At 54.2% G+C, this 17,112-nt stretch carries 9 protein-coding genes; 5 read left to right on the top strand and 4 right to left on the bottom strand.

The features are described from left to right. Positions 1–1,020: 1,020 nt before the first annotated feature. Positions 1,021–2,985 carry a heavy metal translocating P-type ATPase gene (locus MXE41_RS04005; RefSeq protein ID WP_247099456.1) on the bottom strand — a complete coding sequence of 655 codons (1,965 nt, stop codon included), beginning with the start codon at positions 2,983–2,985 and terminating at the stop codon, positions 1,021–1,023. 205 nt (positions 2,986–3,190) lie between these two features. Next, positions 3,191–3,418, bottom strand: coding sequence for a heavy-metal-associated domain-containing protein (locus tag MXE41_RS04010; RefSeq protein ID WP_246978549.1), 228 nt, complete (start codon positions 3,416–3,418; stop codon positions 3,191–3,193). A gap of 499 nt (positions 3,419–3,917) precedes the next feature. Between MXE41_RS04010 and MXE41_RS04015 the strand changes: the two genes are divergently transcribed. From MXE41_RS04015 to MXE41_RS04025, 3 genes are all read left to right on the top strand, one after another. Next, complete coding sequence (locus MXE41_RS04015) at positions 3,918–4,097, top strand: hypothetical protein (RefSeq protein ID WP_247099457.1); 180 nt, start codon at positions 3,918–3,920, stop codon at positions 4,095–4,097. A 635-nt stretch (positions 4,098–4,732) separates the two neighbouring features. After that, entirely contained in the window at positions 4,733–5,686 is a 954-nt protein-coding gene (locus MXE41_RS04020) for a 2-hydroxyacid dehydrogenase (protein WP_247099458.1), read from the top strand. A gap of 584 nt (positions 5,687–6,270) precedes the next feature. Continuing rightward, positions 6,271–10,458, top strand: coding sequence for a DnaT-like ssDNA-binding domain-containing protein (locus tag MXE41_RS04025; protein WP_247099459.1), 4,188 nt, complete (start codon positions 6,271–6,273; stop codon positions 10,456–10,458). 189 nt (positions 10,459–10,647) lie between these two features. Here MXE41_RS04025 and MXE41_RS04030 read toward each other — a convergent pair whose 3' ends face one another. Then, positions 10,648–11,271: a formyltransferase family protein gene (locus MXE41_RS04030; RefSeq protein ID WP_247099460.1), complete on the bottom strand. Its 624-nt coding sequence runs from the start codon at positions 11,269–11,271 to the stop codon at positions 10,648–10,650. Positions 11,272–12,644: 1,373 nt separating this feature from the next. On the opposite strand from MXE41_RS04030, the gene folP reads away from it, so the two are divergent. Then, complete coding sequence (gene folP / locus MXE41_RS04035; RefSeq protein WP_348647413.1) at positions 12,645–13,490, top strand: dihydropteroate synthase; 846 nt, start codon at positions 12,645–12,647, stop codon at positions 13,488–13,490. Between the two features lie 837 nt (positions 13,491–14,327). Here the strand turns inward: folP and MXE41_RS04040 are convergent. After that, the gene (locus MXE41_RS04040; RefSeq protein ID WP_246978555.1) at positions 14,328–14,810 is read right to left on the bottom strand and encodes a hypothetical protein; all 483 of its coding nucleotides are present in this window, start codon (positions 14,808–14,810) and stop codon (positions 14,328–14,330) included. Positions 14,811–15,528: 718 nt separating this feature from the next. Between MXE41_RS04040 and MXE41_RS04045 the strand changes: the two genes are divergently transcribed. Further along, entirely contained in the window at positions 15,529–17,013 is a 1,485-nt protein-coding gene (locus MXE41_RS04045) for a ZIP family metal transporter (RefSeq protein WP_247099461.1), read from the top strand. Positions 17,014–17,112: the final 99 nt, after the last annotated feature.

Here is a 17,112-nt window from a genome sequence, read left to right on the forward strand (position 1 = left end):
CTCACTCATCCAGTCACCTGACACTTGCAGTGAGATTCCTCATGCTCAGTACACTTACTACACTGCCTGCTGCGCTGGCGCATCATTTGTCTCTGACCGACAGCTAAGAGTTACGCATTAAGAGCTAAGCGCTGGTGCGCCCGACGCAGCACCTCCCGACGCAGCACTGCCAGAAGCAGCACCGCCCGATGCAGCACTGCCCGAATCATGGTTTTACATCCCTGACAACAGGAGCTGCAATGGACTGCTGTGCTGAAAGTGCAATGCATTTCAATGCATTGCTGAACATGGCAGAGCTGTTCTATGCTAAAGCTATGCTCCTGCTTTATTGAAGCATTGCGCCTCAGCTGCAAGGCCTGAGCTGACGTCCCTGCTCAGGCATGACTGCAGGCCGTTTGGGGCATAGCCATGACCATGATCGGCCGGATTTGAATGGACGGCGCTGCTCCTTGATGCCTCTCCTGCTCATGCCTGTCCAGGCATGGCCACCCAGGCATCGCGGACCTGCTGATGGAAAATTATGGGGCTTAGAAAAAAGAAAAGCCAAGAGCTGTAAGTCTCTTGGCCATGCGCGTTAGGATCTGTGGGCTCATTATAGCATCAGCTAACTTAAATTAGCATACGCTAACTAATTTTTCTTTTTTGGTGCAAATACCAATCTGAAGCGGATAAATAAGCCCGGTAGAAAATGAGCTATATTCATTTGCCTGCCGGGCTCTTTAATTTTTCTGCTTCAGCTCCTGATAAGGAAGCTGTTAAATCCGTCTTGCCTCAGCATGGCCCTCAGTTCGATCCCTGATGCACTCCGCGCAGGGGCTCATGCTGATTATGGGTCCAGTGCTGCCTGTGCCCCGGCTCTGACATCGATATGGTCCGGAGCCCGGGGCTGCAGCCAGGTCCGAGGATCGTACACAGACTCGGTACGGGGCCATGGCCGCAGCCATGTCCGAGGCTGTAGCTGGGCTGGCTGATCAGAGGCTCGGGCCAGGAGTCAGGCTGATGCCTGCTGGCAGACTGGGGCTAAGCGGCATGGGTTGAGGTTGAGGTGGTTACTTCCTTGACCTCAAATTGACGGGTCTTAACCCAGTTAAGTGGACGCATGGCGTTGAGTACGGCAATAATGCACAGACCTACGTCACCCAGGATTGCCAGCCAGATGTTGGCAAAGCCCAGAGCGCCGAGCAGCAGGATAATGGCCTTGGCGCCAATTACCAGAGCCATGTTCTGCCTGGCAAGAGCAAAGGTACGACGGGCCAGATCGACAGCTGTCGGAATGCGGGTAAGGTCGTCATTCATTACCACTACATCAGAGGCTTCGACAGCTGAGGCTGAGCCAAACTGTCCCATGGCAATACCGACATCGGCGGCAGCCAGTACCGGGGCGTCATTAATACCGTCACCGACAAAGGCTACAGTACCTTCTTTACCCTTGATGTCCTTAAAGGTGCTCAGCTTGTTTTCAGGCAGCTGACCGGCATAGAAGTTGTCTATATGGCACTGACCGGCAATACTGCGGGCTACGGCTTCCTTGTCGCCGGTAATCATGTAGGATCTGATACCCATTCTGGTCAGCTCATCAAACATGGCTACGGCGCCTGGCTTGATCTCATCGGCAAGAATGATACGGCCCATGAGTACGCCATCTTCCACCACATAGATTTCAGTACCGGTGACATTTACCGGAGGAACGCTCAGACCAAGACGGTCGGTTACCAGCTGCTCCTTGCCTACACTGATTTTGTGGCCGTCTACCATACCCTCAAGACCATAGCCTGCGATTTCATTTACCTCAGTGGCTGTAGCGGCACTGATGGAGTTTTCAAGGCAGTAGTTAACAATGGCTGTACCTACAGGATGGGTGGTCTGCTGCTCCAGAGAGTGCAGCAGGCTTAGCATGCGCATGCGGCGCTGCTCATCCTCACCCTGAGAGTGCTCAGCTCCAGAGGTAACAGTTTTAACCTTGCCCTGCTCATCAAAGAGTTCTACCTGTATGACGGTAAACTTGCCACGGGTAATGGTACCTGTCTTGTCAAAAGCAACAGCCTTTAGCTTTGACAGAGACTCGATGTGTACAGAGCCCTTTACCATGACGCCTGTCTTGGAGATAGCACCCAGACCGCCAAAGAATGACAGCGGTACAGACAGAACCAGGGCACATGGACATGATACTACCAGGAATACCAGAGCTCGGGTAAACCAGTCGCCAAAATTCTCACCTGGCATTACCAGCGGAACCAGAGTAAGCAGCACGGCACAGCTGACTACAACAGGGGTGTAGTAAACAGAGAAGCGGGTAATCAGAGCCTCAGGACGTGACTTGTTGGCAGCAGCATCCTCAATGAGGTTGATTAAGCGGGTAATGGAGCTGTTCTTACTGTCGCGGGTAACAATAAGCTCAATAACACCGCCCATGTTTATAACACCTGAAGGTATTTCCTGACCACGGGTAAACAGAGCCGGCTCACTTTCACCATTGAGGGCACTCATATCCATGGCGGCACTTTCCTGAACCAGGGTACCGTCAAGGGCAACTGATTCACCGGCCAGCACACGGATACGCGAACCGATCTTTACCTGACGTGGTTTGACAATGGACTCATTGCCCTCATCGTCAATAACACGAACCTTGTTAGGCTTGAGCTTAACCAGTGAGGCAATTTCGTTGTGTGAGCGTTGTGAGGCATATTCCTCAAAAGCATCACCAATGAGATAGAAAACCATTACTGCCAGAGCTTCAGCATAATCCTGCAGGCCAAAGGCGCCAAAAGTGGCAATGGACATCAGGAACTGCTCTGACATGCGGTGACGGATGAAAAGATCGCGGGCAGCTGCAATTAATACAGGATAGGAGACCAGCAGATAAACAACTGTGGACAGTCCAATCTCAAACCACATATTGCCTATGACATCACCAAGCAGCAGAGCTATGGTGATTAAACCGGCTGCCAGCCTGACCTTTAACTGCCATGACATGGTCCTGAGCATGGTTATACCCTCTTAAACAAAGCAAATACGAAAGCAAAGAAACTTAACACTCTGGCAGCCCCCTGAAGCTGCCGGACATACCCGGTTCGTCAGAGCCCCGGCCAAATCAGAGCACATGCTTTATAACCCCGGCTTCACAGCCATCTCCGGCTTATGAGCCTGACCAGCACCTGTGCCGTTCTCTGACGCTCCGGGATGTCAGATACTAGTCGCGCAGGTCGATTTCGATACCATCTTCGAAGTTGTCTGCAACCTTCTGAGCCAGCTCGAGGATCTGCTCCTCATCAGCATCATCAGCAACTTCCATGACCAGAGACTTCATAGGGAAATTGATATCGGCAGAGGAAATGGCATCTTCTTTGGCAAGGAGTTTGGACAGCTCAAGAGCGCAGTGTGGACAGTCCAGACCATTGATATCGCAACGTACTTTCATAGTTAACTCCCGGAAATACAGGTAAATGAGTATTGGGGGCCGCTGTGCAATGACGGGCAAGGCTGTGCGGCGCATCTACAATATTTGAACAACCGTTCAAGTATGAGCTCATTATAACCAAATACTTGAACATTTGTTCAAATATTAGAAATAAATTTCCACTCCAGATAACGAAATCGCAATTTTAATGGCTTTTACAGGCCCCAAACCGACGCAACCCCAGCAAACCAGCCACGCCCCACCCGTCTGCTTAAATCCAGCACAAGTCCGGCAGTTCCAGAGCCTTTGCCTGAACTTGCGCAATAGTAAGGGACCTCCCACCATGGCTCTGTACATCCATTCCCTGCCGCAATATTTGTGTCAGCTCAATGTAAGCTGCATGCTGCACCAGGCAGCAATCAGCCCAGTCAGCCCCTCTGCGCTGACCTGCCCAGTGCTTCGGACAGCACTGTTAACCTGCCACTGCAAGCTTAGATTCCTGTCGTTCCATGGCCTTCATATGCCGCATTTCACTGCTGCCGGTATCTCATATACTGGCATGCTCACCGCTGACGTCCTGCCTTACCCCTGCTCCATGGCCCGCCCCAGCCATGAGGTGCTCAGTGGTGAAGCCCTTGGTTCAGTACAGCATCCATCCCTTTTTCGCGACATTGCCCTGCCATGGGATACTGAGTTGTGAAGCCCTCGGCGCAGAGCAGCATCCGTCCATATTACATGGTCTTGCCATGCCATGATGTTCTGATTTATGAGGCCCTTGGTTCAGTACAGCATCCATCCCTTTTTCGCGACATTGCCCTGCCATGAGGTACTGAGTTGTGAGGCCCTCGGTGCAGTACAGCATACCTCCCTGCTTCATGGTCTTTGTCTTTGCCATGTTGTAGCTGAGGTTTAGCTGCCATGCAGCTGCACCTCATGACTTGATGAATGAATGGATGGATGGATGGATGAACGGACAGCCTGATGGCTGTTCGGAAAACTGGCCGGATATGCTGATTGCCAGATGGCAGCATGGCCAGATGGCTGGCCGGGCTGTTCAGGACCTGGCAGGTCCGGGCACGGTTAGTGTTCAATTAAGTGCAGTAATTAGCTTGCAGACCACAATAATTACAGGAGAATGCACGTTTTCCGGCAATGCGATGTGAAGGTGGCTTTGCCAGGATATGATACTTACACTGTACCTGAAGCCTGAGGGCTGTCTGCTGTGCTGATGTGATCAGCTCTGTCATACATCAGACAGGCTGTGCGGGGCTGACAGCAAGGTACTGACTGTATTGCATTAAGAGCTGGCCATAAGGCCAGAAATGAGGAGTGGTTATGGCTTTAACAATTTTAAAGGTGGGCGGATTTGACATGCTGCCAAGGCTGCGCGATGAGCTTGAAAAGCGCGGTGAGTACTTTGTAGACAGCAATCTTGCTCCTGAGGAGCGCAAGGCTGTCCGTGCCCGTACTGATATTGTTGTGGCCTCGGGCAACAGCTGTTGGCAAAAAGAAGACTTTGACGGAGCTCCCAGCCTCAAAGCCATTGTCTGCTTTTCTGTAGGCTACGACCGTATCGACTGGCAGGAGGCTGCCCGCCGTAATGTCTTTGTTACCCATACCCCTGATGTGCTCAATGATGATGTAGCTGACACGGCCATTATGCTCATGCTCAATACCATGCGTGAGTTCAAGGCCACTCAGGAATATGTTGAGGCAGGCAAATGGGGCACAGCTCCCATGTACCCTCTTACCCACTCTCCTGCTCACCGCAAGGTCGGTATTGCCGGACTGGGCCGCATTGGCAGTGAGATAGCCGATCGCTGCAAGGCATTCAAGATGGAAATTGGCTACTACGGCCGCAACCGCAAGGATGTCCCTTATCAGTACTTTGATAATCTCAAAGACATGGCTGCCTGGTGCGATGTAATGATTCTGGCCATGCCTGCATCTCCTGACAACAGACATGCAGTTAACAAAGAGGTACTCAGTACCCTTGGATCTGAGGGCTATCTGATTAACATTGCCCGTGGCTCAATTGTTAATACAGCCGATCTCATTGAGTGCCTTGATAACAAAGTCATTGCCGGTGCCGGCCTTGATGTTTACGAAAACGAGCCTGAGGTACCAAAGGAGCTGATGAACCGTCCAAATGTTGCCCTGCAGCCTCACACTGCCAGCGCCACCTGGGAGACTCGTGATGCCATGGCTGACCTGGTGCTGCGCAATCTCGACGCCATTCTCGAAGGCCGTGCCCCGGTAACCCCAGTGCCAGGCACCCGCACTGTCTGAGACCAGGCCATATGACCGTACGCCGACAGACATGCCGGCATACGCCTGAATGCCCGGCCAGCATACGCCTGAGTGCCATGCCTGCATACACCAGACAGCCATGCCGCCATACGGCTGCCAGCGCAACAGGCAGACATACTGATCCTGCCGCTGACCAGGAGCGTTGTGGCAGCGCCAGCGTCGCTGACAGCGCCTGACTTTACTCAAGCATACAGTGCCTGTCAGAGCGTCAGCCTGGATTGCAGATCCTGTTACAGGTCTGGTATGCCCATGGCTTTCACCAGGGCAGCAGGTCTGTCCTGCTGCACTCCGCTCCTGCACTGGCAGGCCAGGTCCATCCTGGCCGGCATTGTATAATGCAGCAGCAGTCGCCTTTAGCCTGCAAGGGCTGCCTCATGGCGGCGCCGCTGTGCGGTGAAGTGAGATGCAGGTGCAAGGCAATGCTGCTGTGCAGCCAAGCAGCAGGTGCTGTTGCATGGCGGCGCTGCTGTGCAGGATGTGCCTGCAGCGCATGCTGCAGGCGGGTCTTACGGTCCTCTGGCTGCCCATCATGAAATTCCCGGCCTGACTTTGAGGTAGAAGCTATGCTTAACAGAGCTGAATTTATCCAGTTACAAAGTACAGTTCTGAGCCATCTGGCCCGCACCATGTACGTTTTCTACATCAAGCCTCAGGCCCGTCAGGGAAACACTCTTATCGATCCTGTTGCCCTGGCATCCCAGCTGGTCTCAACCAGCACCAGCGCTCCGTGCTCTCCCTCTCTTGAGGATATTGAGGCTGCCTTAAATGAGCTTGAAATGCTCAGCCTCATTGAGCGTGAACAGGAAGACGCCGTATGGCAGAACGCCAGTGTTACCCTGCCTTTCTTCCTTGAGGAAACCAAAATAGTCCCGGGCATGCCTTTTACCATGTTTCTTGCCTGGGAGCCGTCAGCCTCACTGCGTGAGGTGGCTCTTAACATGGGCCTTGCTGACTTTTCCTACCAGGAGTCTGAGCTTCGTGACTTCATCAGTTTCTGGATCAATAACAGAATGCGACGCAGTCAGCACGGCTGGGAAACAGCCTTTATCCGTCGCCTGATGAAAAACCGTGCCTCAGATGCCACCCGCACATACGCCGCCTCAGTAACCCGCGCTCAGACGGGCTCATCACGCTCACGCATGCAAAAGCGTCTCGATTCTATCAGCACAGATCCCCTGCAGCGTGCTTATTTCCCTGATGCCGACAGCTCGAACCCTCGTGCTGCTGTAATGGCCATGCCGCCGGGATCTGCCATTGCAGGTCAGACTGTTTTACCTCAGGGCACAGGTGTGCAGCCTATAACCAGCTACAATCCCCAGCTGTCTGAACCTGCCCCGGGCAACCAGGCTTCCGCCCTGGCAGCTGGAAGCTCTGCAGCTTCCGGCCCTGCCGCTGCCGTCCCGGCAACAGCCGGGCATGTTGCTGCTGGCAATGCTGCATATAGCCATGCTGGCCAGCTGCCTCCTCAGCCTTTTGGCAAGCCGGGATTTGGTCAGCAAGACGGCTATGGCCAGTCCCCTTATGGCAATAAGACTCAGGGACAGACAGCACCTGCTTATGGCATGTCAGCCCCTGGCATTCAGCCTCATGCCGCTGCATCACAGAATATGCAGCCTTATGGCAGGACAGCTCAGGGCATGGAAGAGGGCCGCTTCGCCCGGCAAGGACGCCCTGATGCCCCTGGAGCTTATGCCAGTGGCTCCTATCAGGGCCTGCAGACAGCTGTGGGAGCAAACAGGACTGCTGTAAGCGCTGCCTCATATGGTGCAGGTGCAGCCAGTGCTCAAGGCAACACTGACAATATGCGCCATGGCCAGAATCAGTATTATGACTACCGCCGAAATAACGGATCCTCATGGCAAAAGGCCCCTGTTCACCCTGATTTTATCGAGCATAACAATAACGATTCACAAAACCGTTCATGGCGCGACAGCGAAAAGGATGCTTACGGATCAGAGCCGGTATGGGATGACCGCCAGCTGGGTTATGAATCAGGATATCAGGCCTCGCAGCCCCTGCCCCCACGTCGTGATGCAGCCCAGCGTACCGCCGCACGCGCCGGCATCATGCAGAGCAGTAACAGCCCTGACAGCGAGGCTTACAGCCCAGGTGTATATGCAGGCTCAGGTGTCACTGGCGGCCAGTCACCTTACTATGGCCAGAGCTGCCAAAACGGCCAGAACGGCCAGCCAGATTACGGCACCTCTGGCCCTCAGGGTGCTGCAGGAGGGCCATATCAACATCACATGGCTTATCAGCAAGCTCAGGATCAGGGCCGCTATTACAATCAGGCCCTGGGTCAGGTCCATGGCTATGGACAGACGACTGGCCAGCTCTCCGGAAATGGTCCGGGCCCACTGCCGGGCACCAGACAGGGATATGTCCAGGCCAATGGTCACAACAGACAGCCGTATCAGCAAAACTGCCAGGGCCCACAGTACTCTCCTGACACTCAGGCAATGTACTCCCGTCAGGGCAAAGATGAACTCTATGGCAATAACTCCCGGTCATACCAGGGAGCATATCAGTCCCAGCACTATACCAGCCCTCACGGAGACCATGGCATGGCTGCCACAGGTCAGCAAATGCAGAATGGCGCCCAGCCAGCTCAGTACCAGAACGGCAGCATGAGCAATGGTTCTCCTTATGGCCAGCCCCATCCTCAGGCTCAGTATTCTCCTTATGCCAGCTCTCAGGACCGGAGCCAGGCAGCTGGCATGTCAGACACTGCTGTCCCTTGCAACTATATTGCGGGGAACAGCCTGGTATATTCAGCCAGCGCATCAGCCAGTCCAGATGAAACTGGCAGCATGTCTCAGCCATATGCTTTGCAAAATGGACAGTACAGCACAAATGAAAAGGCACCATGGGCTCAAAGTGATGAGAGCAATGCCTTTAACAGTACTGCTCAGTCATCCCGGAGCATGGGCATGCGGGCTCACGGCGGCATTATGACTGATGCCTCAGTCTCCGGCTATGCCGCAGCTGCAGCCGCAGGCGCAGCTGCAGGCGCAGCTGCAGCGGCTGCCGGCCGTGGTGATGATGAGGACAGCGAAGAGAGGAAAAAGGCCGAGCGCGCTGAGCAAAAAGAACGTCGCTGGCTGGAAAAGCGCAATAAGACCAACTACAGTGCCCTTGCTCTGGAGCAGGCACGCAATCAGATTAATGATGCAGCTGCAGCAGCCAGTGCCATTACCTCAGCTGCAGGTGCAGCTGCGGACACCAGCTGTGGCAATGCCGCTGCCTCTGAGTCAGACAAAGGTGACAGTCAACTGACGGACGGCAGCGCTACATCTGTTGCCGGGACTGCCAGTGCCGCCGGCACAGCGGGTGTCTCTTGCGCAGCAGGCGCAGCTGACAGCTCCCCGGGCAGCAGCTGTCCAGGCACAAAAAAGTCCTGGCAGCCCGAGGGATCAGCTGACACACAACTGGCCCGTCCCCGCGCTCTGCGCAAGCCTACCCTGCGCTCCATTGCCTCAGGAAAACCTGAGTATGAGCTGATAGCCCCTGGTTACAGTGACACGCTTAATGCTGGTCCTTTTGACGACAGCTTTAATGGCGATGACCTTAATGTCTGTGGTACTCAGACCTTCAGCCAGGCTCAGGGCATGGGGCAGGGCTTCACTGGCAGCGCCCGCACCGGCAATCTGGAAGGAGCACAGCTCCAGGCAAAACCTTTTGCAAGCTTTGGCATAACTCCATCAGCCCTGAACACCATGGTCACTGCAGACACAGCCGCCCCGGCATGGCAGCATACTGCGCCTGCCACCAATGGCGGTCCAGGCGCAGGCGCGGCCCCTGCATCCGGTGCCGTCAACATGGCTGGCGGCCTTAGCCCGGCTGCCACATACATCCCTGATGGCAGTGCAGACATGTCCGCTCTTGCTGACGTATCTGCCATGCAGCCAGAGCTTTACAGCCCTGACACACTTAACAATGGAGAACCAGCTCCGGAAATACTGCCGGGCTTTAATCCTGATGATGCCAGTGGTGGCCTTATCATGGCAGCTCCCCAGACCTTTGAGCAGGTCATGCTCATGCAGGAGCGGCAGCTTGCTGACCAGAACGACCTGAGCGCCGGCGGCTTTGACCAGAGCTTTATGGAAGAGCTCAACCGCGAGTTCAACCAGGTCCCCCAGGCCCGGCTCGCCGCCATGGAGCCTGAACAGCTAAATCAACTGCATGCTGACAGCACCGCTCCATCTGCACCGACCACTGCAACAGCAGCTGACGCCAGTGCCGCCCCTGACAGCTTTTCAGCACCAGCTGACTTCCCAGCTGCAGCTCCCCCTGACTGTACTGCAGCTGCGGCCACTGCCACTGCGGCCACTGAAGCCGCCGCCAATGCCGATGCAGGTCATGATGAGGTAGCTGATGGTGCAACTCAGGCCGCTGTTGAGTCTGGTTCTGATGTCCGTGATGGATGTGAGGCTGCTGCTGATAGTGCTGCAACTGAAGCTGCTGCGGCTGATTGTGCTGCAACTGAAGCTGCGGTTGACGGAGATGTTCCTGATGAGGCTTGCTGTGCAGTTGAAGCTGCGGTTGACGTAGAAGCTCATGCAGATGCTGGTGCTGCAGCTGCTGTTGACGGAGATGCTCGTACAGATGCAAGTGCTGCAGCTGCGGTCGACGGCGATGCTCGTGCAGATGCTGGTGCTGCAGCTGCGGTTGACGGCGATGCTCGTGCAGATGCTGGTGCTGCAGCTGAGACTGACAGGGAGTCTGGCAGTGGCGGGGACAGCCTGAGCTGAAATAGCCATGATGGCTGGCTTTGAGCCTCGTGTGCTCAAGTGAGTATGGGATGCGGGACCTGATGGGGCCTGGGTGGCCGCAATGGCCATGGCCTCTTTGTCCTGTTACGGGCCGCAGGAAAGTAACAGGGCCTGCACAGCTTATGCCGTGCAGGCCCTGATGATTTATGAGATGACGACGGTCTGTCATCAGTCAGCGCGCTCGATACGCAGGATGTATTTGCGACCGTCCTTGATGAAAAATGCCGGCCAGTTTTCGTTATCGGCTATACGCAGCTGATTGAAGAGCTCGCTCAGGCTTTTGTTCACATCAAGCTCGCTGTCTGCAGCGGTGCGCTTGCGGTAAAAGCTTTCCTCGCCTGTCTGATCATGGGGAGTGAGTTCACTGCAGCGCTGCTTAAATTCAAGACACAGGTCTACACAGGCCTGAGCCTGAATGTCTCTGATTTCATCGTAGAGCTCATGGCCGCTGAACTTTACTGTCTTTTTGAGATACCATGGACCATTATCTGCTTTGGCATCAGCCTCAAAAAGAGTGAAAACTATATCGTTGCGGCCCTCAAGTATCTGCCAGGCAACCGGTGCCCAGCCCTTGCCCTGAGGCAGGTCTGAGGCATGCACCACTATGTTGTGACGGTGACGTGAGAGGTACTCCTGAGCAATCAGACGATGATAGGAGAGGATAAAAACGACGTCTGTATCCTCGGGAATATCTTCATGTCTGAAGTAAAGCGGCATATCTGCTGTGCTGGTAAGTGTCTGCGCATATGGGACAAACCACTGATCAGGGGAAGTAAGTACCGAAAATTTCATAAAAGCTTTAATATGCCGCAGGCTCAGGCATAGTCCTTGATAAACAGGTATGTTGGCGTTATGGGAGGCAGGAGCTCCCCTGATGTGTCAGACTGTGACAGCTCAAAACTGCAGCAGGTATATCTTTCCGGTAACCCTGCCAGGTGTGTCTGGCAATTACCGCCTGCATTGCATTGCACAGGACTGAGCTTTGAAATTAGTCTGCAGCGGCCGGAGGCGCTGCGGATCGAAGCGCTGCGGCTAAAAGCACAGCGGCTGTAGGCGCAGCAGCTGTAAGCATGTGAACAATGCCCGGGCACTTCCCGGAGACTGTAGCTGTCTTATAACCAGTGTCCAGATTATAGCGTGGCCATATTTTTCGTTCAGAATATTTTTTTGCATCAGTACAAGGCAGTGGGGCTTACCCCTTAAGGCCTGTTTAAGTCCCGAACTCCAATCCAGTCCAGGAGGACATGCTGAACAGGCTGTATGGCACTTTATCATACATATTACGTATGAACTTGTATAGACACTTCAAGAACTGTCTGCAGTTTACTTTGCCCCAAAATATGTCCAGATTCAGACCATGATTGTCAAACGAACTCTACGCGGCATGGCCCAGCCACAGCCTGGCACCTAATAGCCCGACATAATAGCTCCGGCTCTTGCCCTGCTCCCGGAACTTTCCATGCTTTCGGTATCTCCTCTGGTTTCGTCCCCAGCCAAAGGCCTGTAATTTCCACTGCCACTTACACTTCCACTGCTCAGCAAGAACACAGCCCCCGCAAGGAGAATGCACCTGGCTGTCCTGCTGACCCATGCTGGCCCTGCTGACCATGTCAGCCAGCCTCATCAGGTCAGTCTGGGTCCATGGCCCATTAAGCTCTGGCAGCCGTTGCAACTGCAGTGGTTGCTGCAGCTGCCCTGCAGAGAGCCCGCCACAGCTGTCATGAGCCATGGCCGGGCTCTGGCTGGAAGCCTGGTCCCCTGGGCCATGGATAAGGCTGCTACTGTGGCTGATGGGGCTGACTGAAATTCCGGGGCTGCTGGTGCTGCAGGGAATGCCGGGGCTTCAGGTGGTGCAGGGAATGCCGGGACTTCAGGCGCAGCTGGAGCTGCTGTCAGGGCCTGGGCGGCAATATGGCTGCGTATTACCTTGATTTGAGCTCTTTTTAGGAGCTTTTGGGCTGACATGGGCCTATGCTAATCCAGTTCTCAAAATAGCCAGGTACTGTAACTGATGTTTTTCTGTTTTCAGCTGCAGAGTAACAGTTCTACGCAATGTGATAATTGTTCTATCATTGCGCAATATCACATCATGGGCTCAGCATGCTTACCACGGCAGGTGCTTTAGTATTATGATCAGCCCCTGAATTAATTTTGGAGGAAAGCCAGTGAATGAGTTAATCTTTAACGCCCGTGGCCGCAGTCTTGACCTGTCAACCCCTAAGATCATGGGTATTCTCAATGTAACCCCTGACTCTTTTTCTGATGGTGGCAAATTTCTTGGACGGGATCAGGCCGTAGCCCAGGCTGCCCTCATGGCTGAAGCCGGAGCCTCCATTATTGATGTAGGAGGCGAATCTACCCGACCTGGCGCCGATCTGGTACCGGTAGAGGAAGAGTTAAGCCGCGTAGTTCCTGTGGTTGAAGAAATTGCCCGTGAGCTTGATGTCATGATCTCCGTTGACACCTCAGCTCCTGAGGTTATGGAAGAGTGCGTCAAGGCCGGTGCTCACCTGTGGAACGACATCCGTGCTCTGCAGCGTCCGGGGGCTGTAGAAGCTGCCGCCCGTCTTGAGGTTGGTATCTGCCTTATGCACATGCAGGGCGATCCCAAGACCATGCAGATTAACCCTGTCTACCAGGACGTAGTCAAAGAGGTTACCCAGTTCCTGCGTGAGCGCGCTGATGTCTGCTCAAAGGCCGGCATTCCAGCTGATCGCATTATCCTTGATCCTGGCTTTAGCTTTGGCAAAAACCTCGACGAAAACTACATCCTGCTCAACAATTTGAGCAAGATTACCGAGGGCACTGATTACTTCCTGCTCTCAGCCCTTTCCCGTAAGGGCATGATTGGCAAGGTCACAGGACAGAGCATTGCCGCTGACCGCATCACCGGCTCTGTGGCAGCTGCTTTCTACTCCTTCATGCAGGGCGCCAACATGGTCCGTGTCCACGACGTTGAAGAAACAGCTCAGGCCCTGGCCGTCTACAACGCCATCATGCAGTACCGCTAATCACCAGCCCTGTAGCACAAGCAAGAAGGCATAAGCCATCAGTCCCAGTCCTCAGGCGCCGGGCTGTCCTGTCCAGGCCTTTCAGGCCCGGCACCGGGCTACCCTGTCCAGGCATTTCATGCCCGGCAGCTGCCTCAGGCACAGCCTGACCGGATTAATGCCTGACAGAGACCCTGCCAGAGCGCCAGCAGCCAGCAGCCAGCAGCCAGCACCGTATAACCGGCCTACTGGCCAGGATGCTGAAATTCTGCGTTCATGGTAAAGCCCAACTCAAGGTAAATCTGCAGGCTCAAGCTCCCACGTGGCTCATGGCATATATGGCCGTAAAGCAAAAAGCACCCTCAGGGGTGCTTTTTGCTTTTGTGCCGGGCCGAAAATATACTGCCGGACGAACACAGCTGGACAAAACGTCGGCATATCAATGAGCTACGTATGCTGCCCGCCTCAACCTCAGCTGAGCATACGGCCATCTTTTCGGCCAGGCTTACTTGCCTGCTGGCTTACTTTTACAAAACGGATCAGGCATACAGCATGAGCAGCTGCCCGGAGTGATCAGATTTGTCAGGGCCCTGCATGCAGATTACGGCGCAGGGGCCGGTGCCGCCACTGGGACTTTCGACTGGTTAGGCGCTGGTGCCGGTGCCGCCACTGGGACTTTCGACTGGTTAGGCGCTGGTGCCGGTGCTGGCACTGGGACTGCAGACGGGGCAGGCACCGGGACCAGGGCTGGGGCTGACGGTTATACATGCAGGCATACATGCCGACAGACAGACAACTGTGTCTGCGGGGATGGCGCTGACATACATGATGTCACTTGCTTATGCCGGAGTCAGAGTCTTAGAAGACAGGAATCATGGTCCTGATCTCAGCCCAGCTGTCCATGGCCATGGCAATGACGTAGGCAGCCAGCAGGCAGCTGAGATCAATCCATAATCTGATTTGCCTCTGGCGCTCTGTTGAGCAGTATAAAGCTGTGCCTGACTCAATGAAAAAGCGTAAAGTACGGCTGGCCACAATTACAGCTGCGGCATTTAAGAAGGTCATCAGGCCATCGCTGTGGGTATAAGTAAAGCTCTCGGCGGCTACTGTTCCGGCCAGAACTGCTGATGCCTTATACAGGGGGCTTGGCAGCGCACACACAAAGAGCAGAACCAGACCAGCTCTGTCCGTCAGCCACCATCTGTTATCTGCAAACACCTGCTCAAGGCCCAGCCATTTGATAAAGCTGGCCAGATAAGGGTCATAGGCAAGGTATCCGCCATAATATCCGGCGCCCGCGCACAAAAAGATTGATACGATAAGATAAATCAAAGCCAGCATTTGCCTCTCCCATGCTCCCTGACTGGACTTAAGATCATTCCTCAAATACCAGGATCAGGTCAATCATAAAATCACGGCTGCATCATGACCGCTACCTGCCTGCGCCCTAAATGTGCTTTGCTGGCACCGGCCGCGCAGCTGCACATTTACCGCTCTGCCCCTGGCCTGACATGGCCGTATGGCTGCCCCAAACCGCATGGCGCCAGGCGCCAGCCACAGTATGCCCGCGCCGTCCTGCTATTGCCTGAGGCATAGTTGATCCTGCCCTGAGCATGCCCTGAGATAGTCAGGCCCCTGCCCTGATATTGCCTTAGAGAGAACCGAACTGGCCCTGATGCGTACAGACATATTGCAGGCCATGCATCTGCCAGACACAGTGCAGGACAGACGCCAGTCAGGCACATGATCGTGGCCATGGGCCAGTGCAGCTTGCTGCAACTGTATGATGGTAACCCCATGTGAGCAAAGCCCGTAAACAGGTAAGAGCTGAGGTCATGTATATCTTTTTTCTCACAGCTATGGGCATGATGGCTCATTTGATATATATTTGTCTGTCTCTTTTGGTTAGCTATACCTTACCATCTGTGGGGCTGGGCCTGAGCCTGAAAGTGAGAATCTGACATTTGCTGTTGTCAGAGCCATGGCTTTTGCCTGCCCTTAACTCAGTGCTGTCAGGTCCTGCCTGATAACTGTGTACCCATTTAACCAGGATAACATCATGCTGAGCAGTATTGTTCTTGCAACAATGGTCCCTGCCCTGTGCGGAGCCATTGTTATTTCAATTATTCCTCCCTTTATCCTCAGCCGAATGGGCAAGGCTCTGAGCCTTATTGCAACTGGTCTGCTTCTGACCATGGCTCTGACTCACCTGCTGCCTGAGGCCATTGAGCTTGGTGAGGACATCCACAGTATCGGTCTTACCATATGGTTTACCATCATGGTGCTCATTGCTGTTGAGATGTTTTTCAACAGCGGCCATCATGCCGAAACCTGTCCCGTCTGCACTACCACCCACCACTCATCATCCTGTCCGGTTTGCACAGCCACCAATGGCAAAAAACCAGCAGACTCTGCCAGCACAGCCCAGTCTGGCTCTCCGGCAGCTGACGCCGCGTCAGCTGCAGCTGCAACTGCAGCTGAACATGATGGCGCTGCCGGCGCTATGGTGCTTAATATCAGACGTCCGGTCAGTGCTGCAGACCAGGGACAGTCACTGAGCTCCCGATCAGCAGCCTTTGATGAGTACCACCGCAGCTCCTGTACCGACCCTGAGTGTGGCTGTCACGGCCACAGCCATGACCATGGTGACGGCCATGAGCACTGCTTACATGACCATGGACATGAGCACAGTCATGGACATGATCACGACGATGCCGGGTACAGCACTGATAACCGCTCTACCCTTCATCACCTTGGTCACAGCCATCTGTTCAGTCTGCGTACCAGCGATATTCAAAATGCCAGAGAAAGAGCCCGCCGCAACAGTGAAATGGGCCGTGGTTCGATAAAGACAGGTCTGCGCAATGGTGGTGCCCCGGTACTGGCAGGATCACTCTTTCACTCACTGTGTGACGGTATCATCATAGCCTCTTCCTTCATGGTCGATTTCCATGTCGGCCTTGCCATTACCGCTGCCATCATCGCTCATGAAATGCCGCAGCAGGTCAGCAATTATGTGCTGATGCTCAACTTTGGCATGAGCCGTCTGCAGGGATATATTGTCAACCTGACCTCCATGCTGGGCTCGCTTACCGGCAGTATCATTTTCTACCTCATCCTGGACAGTGCGCAGAATATCCTGCCTTTTGCTCTGGCCGTTGCCGGAGGCAGCTTTATCTACGTAGCCCTTTCGGACATTCTGCCGCGCCTTAACAAGACAGAAAACAAAAAGGGTATGCTCATAAGCTTTGCCTGTCTGCTGCTGGGTGCTTTCATAGCCATGATGTTAAGCCATCAGGGCCATGACCATGGCCCTTATGGTTCAGGTGCTCATGGAGCTCACTATCATGATCATGACCACAGTCATGGTCTTGAGGATACCCATGATCATGTCCATTATCACGGCACTGAGCCAGGGCACGACCATGAACACAACCATGATAACGACCATGAGCATACTCATGAGCCCTCTCACGATCATGGTCCAGATCATATGCATGGCCCAGAGCATGAGCACGTTCACGATGAACATATTCATGAGTAACATGATTGCAATGAAGACGTTCATTCTGAGCATGCCCACGAATATCATGTTCATAATGGGCATTATGTCATTGGCCGAATTAAAAGATTAAAAGGCTGC

It is taken from the genome of Anaerobiospirillum sp. NML120449 (genome assembly GCF_023051105.1).
Lineage (GTDB): Bacteria > Pseudomonadota > Gammaproteobacteria > Enterobacterales > Succinivibrionaceae > Anaerobiospirillum.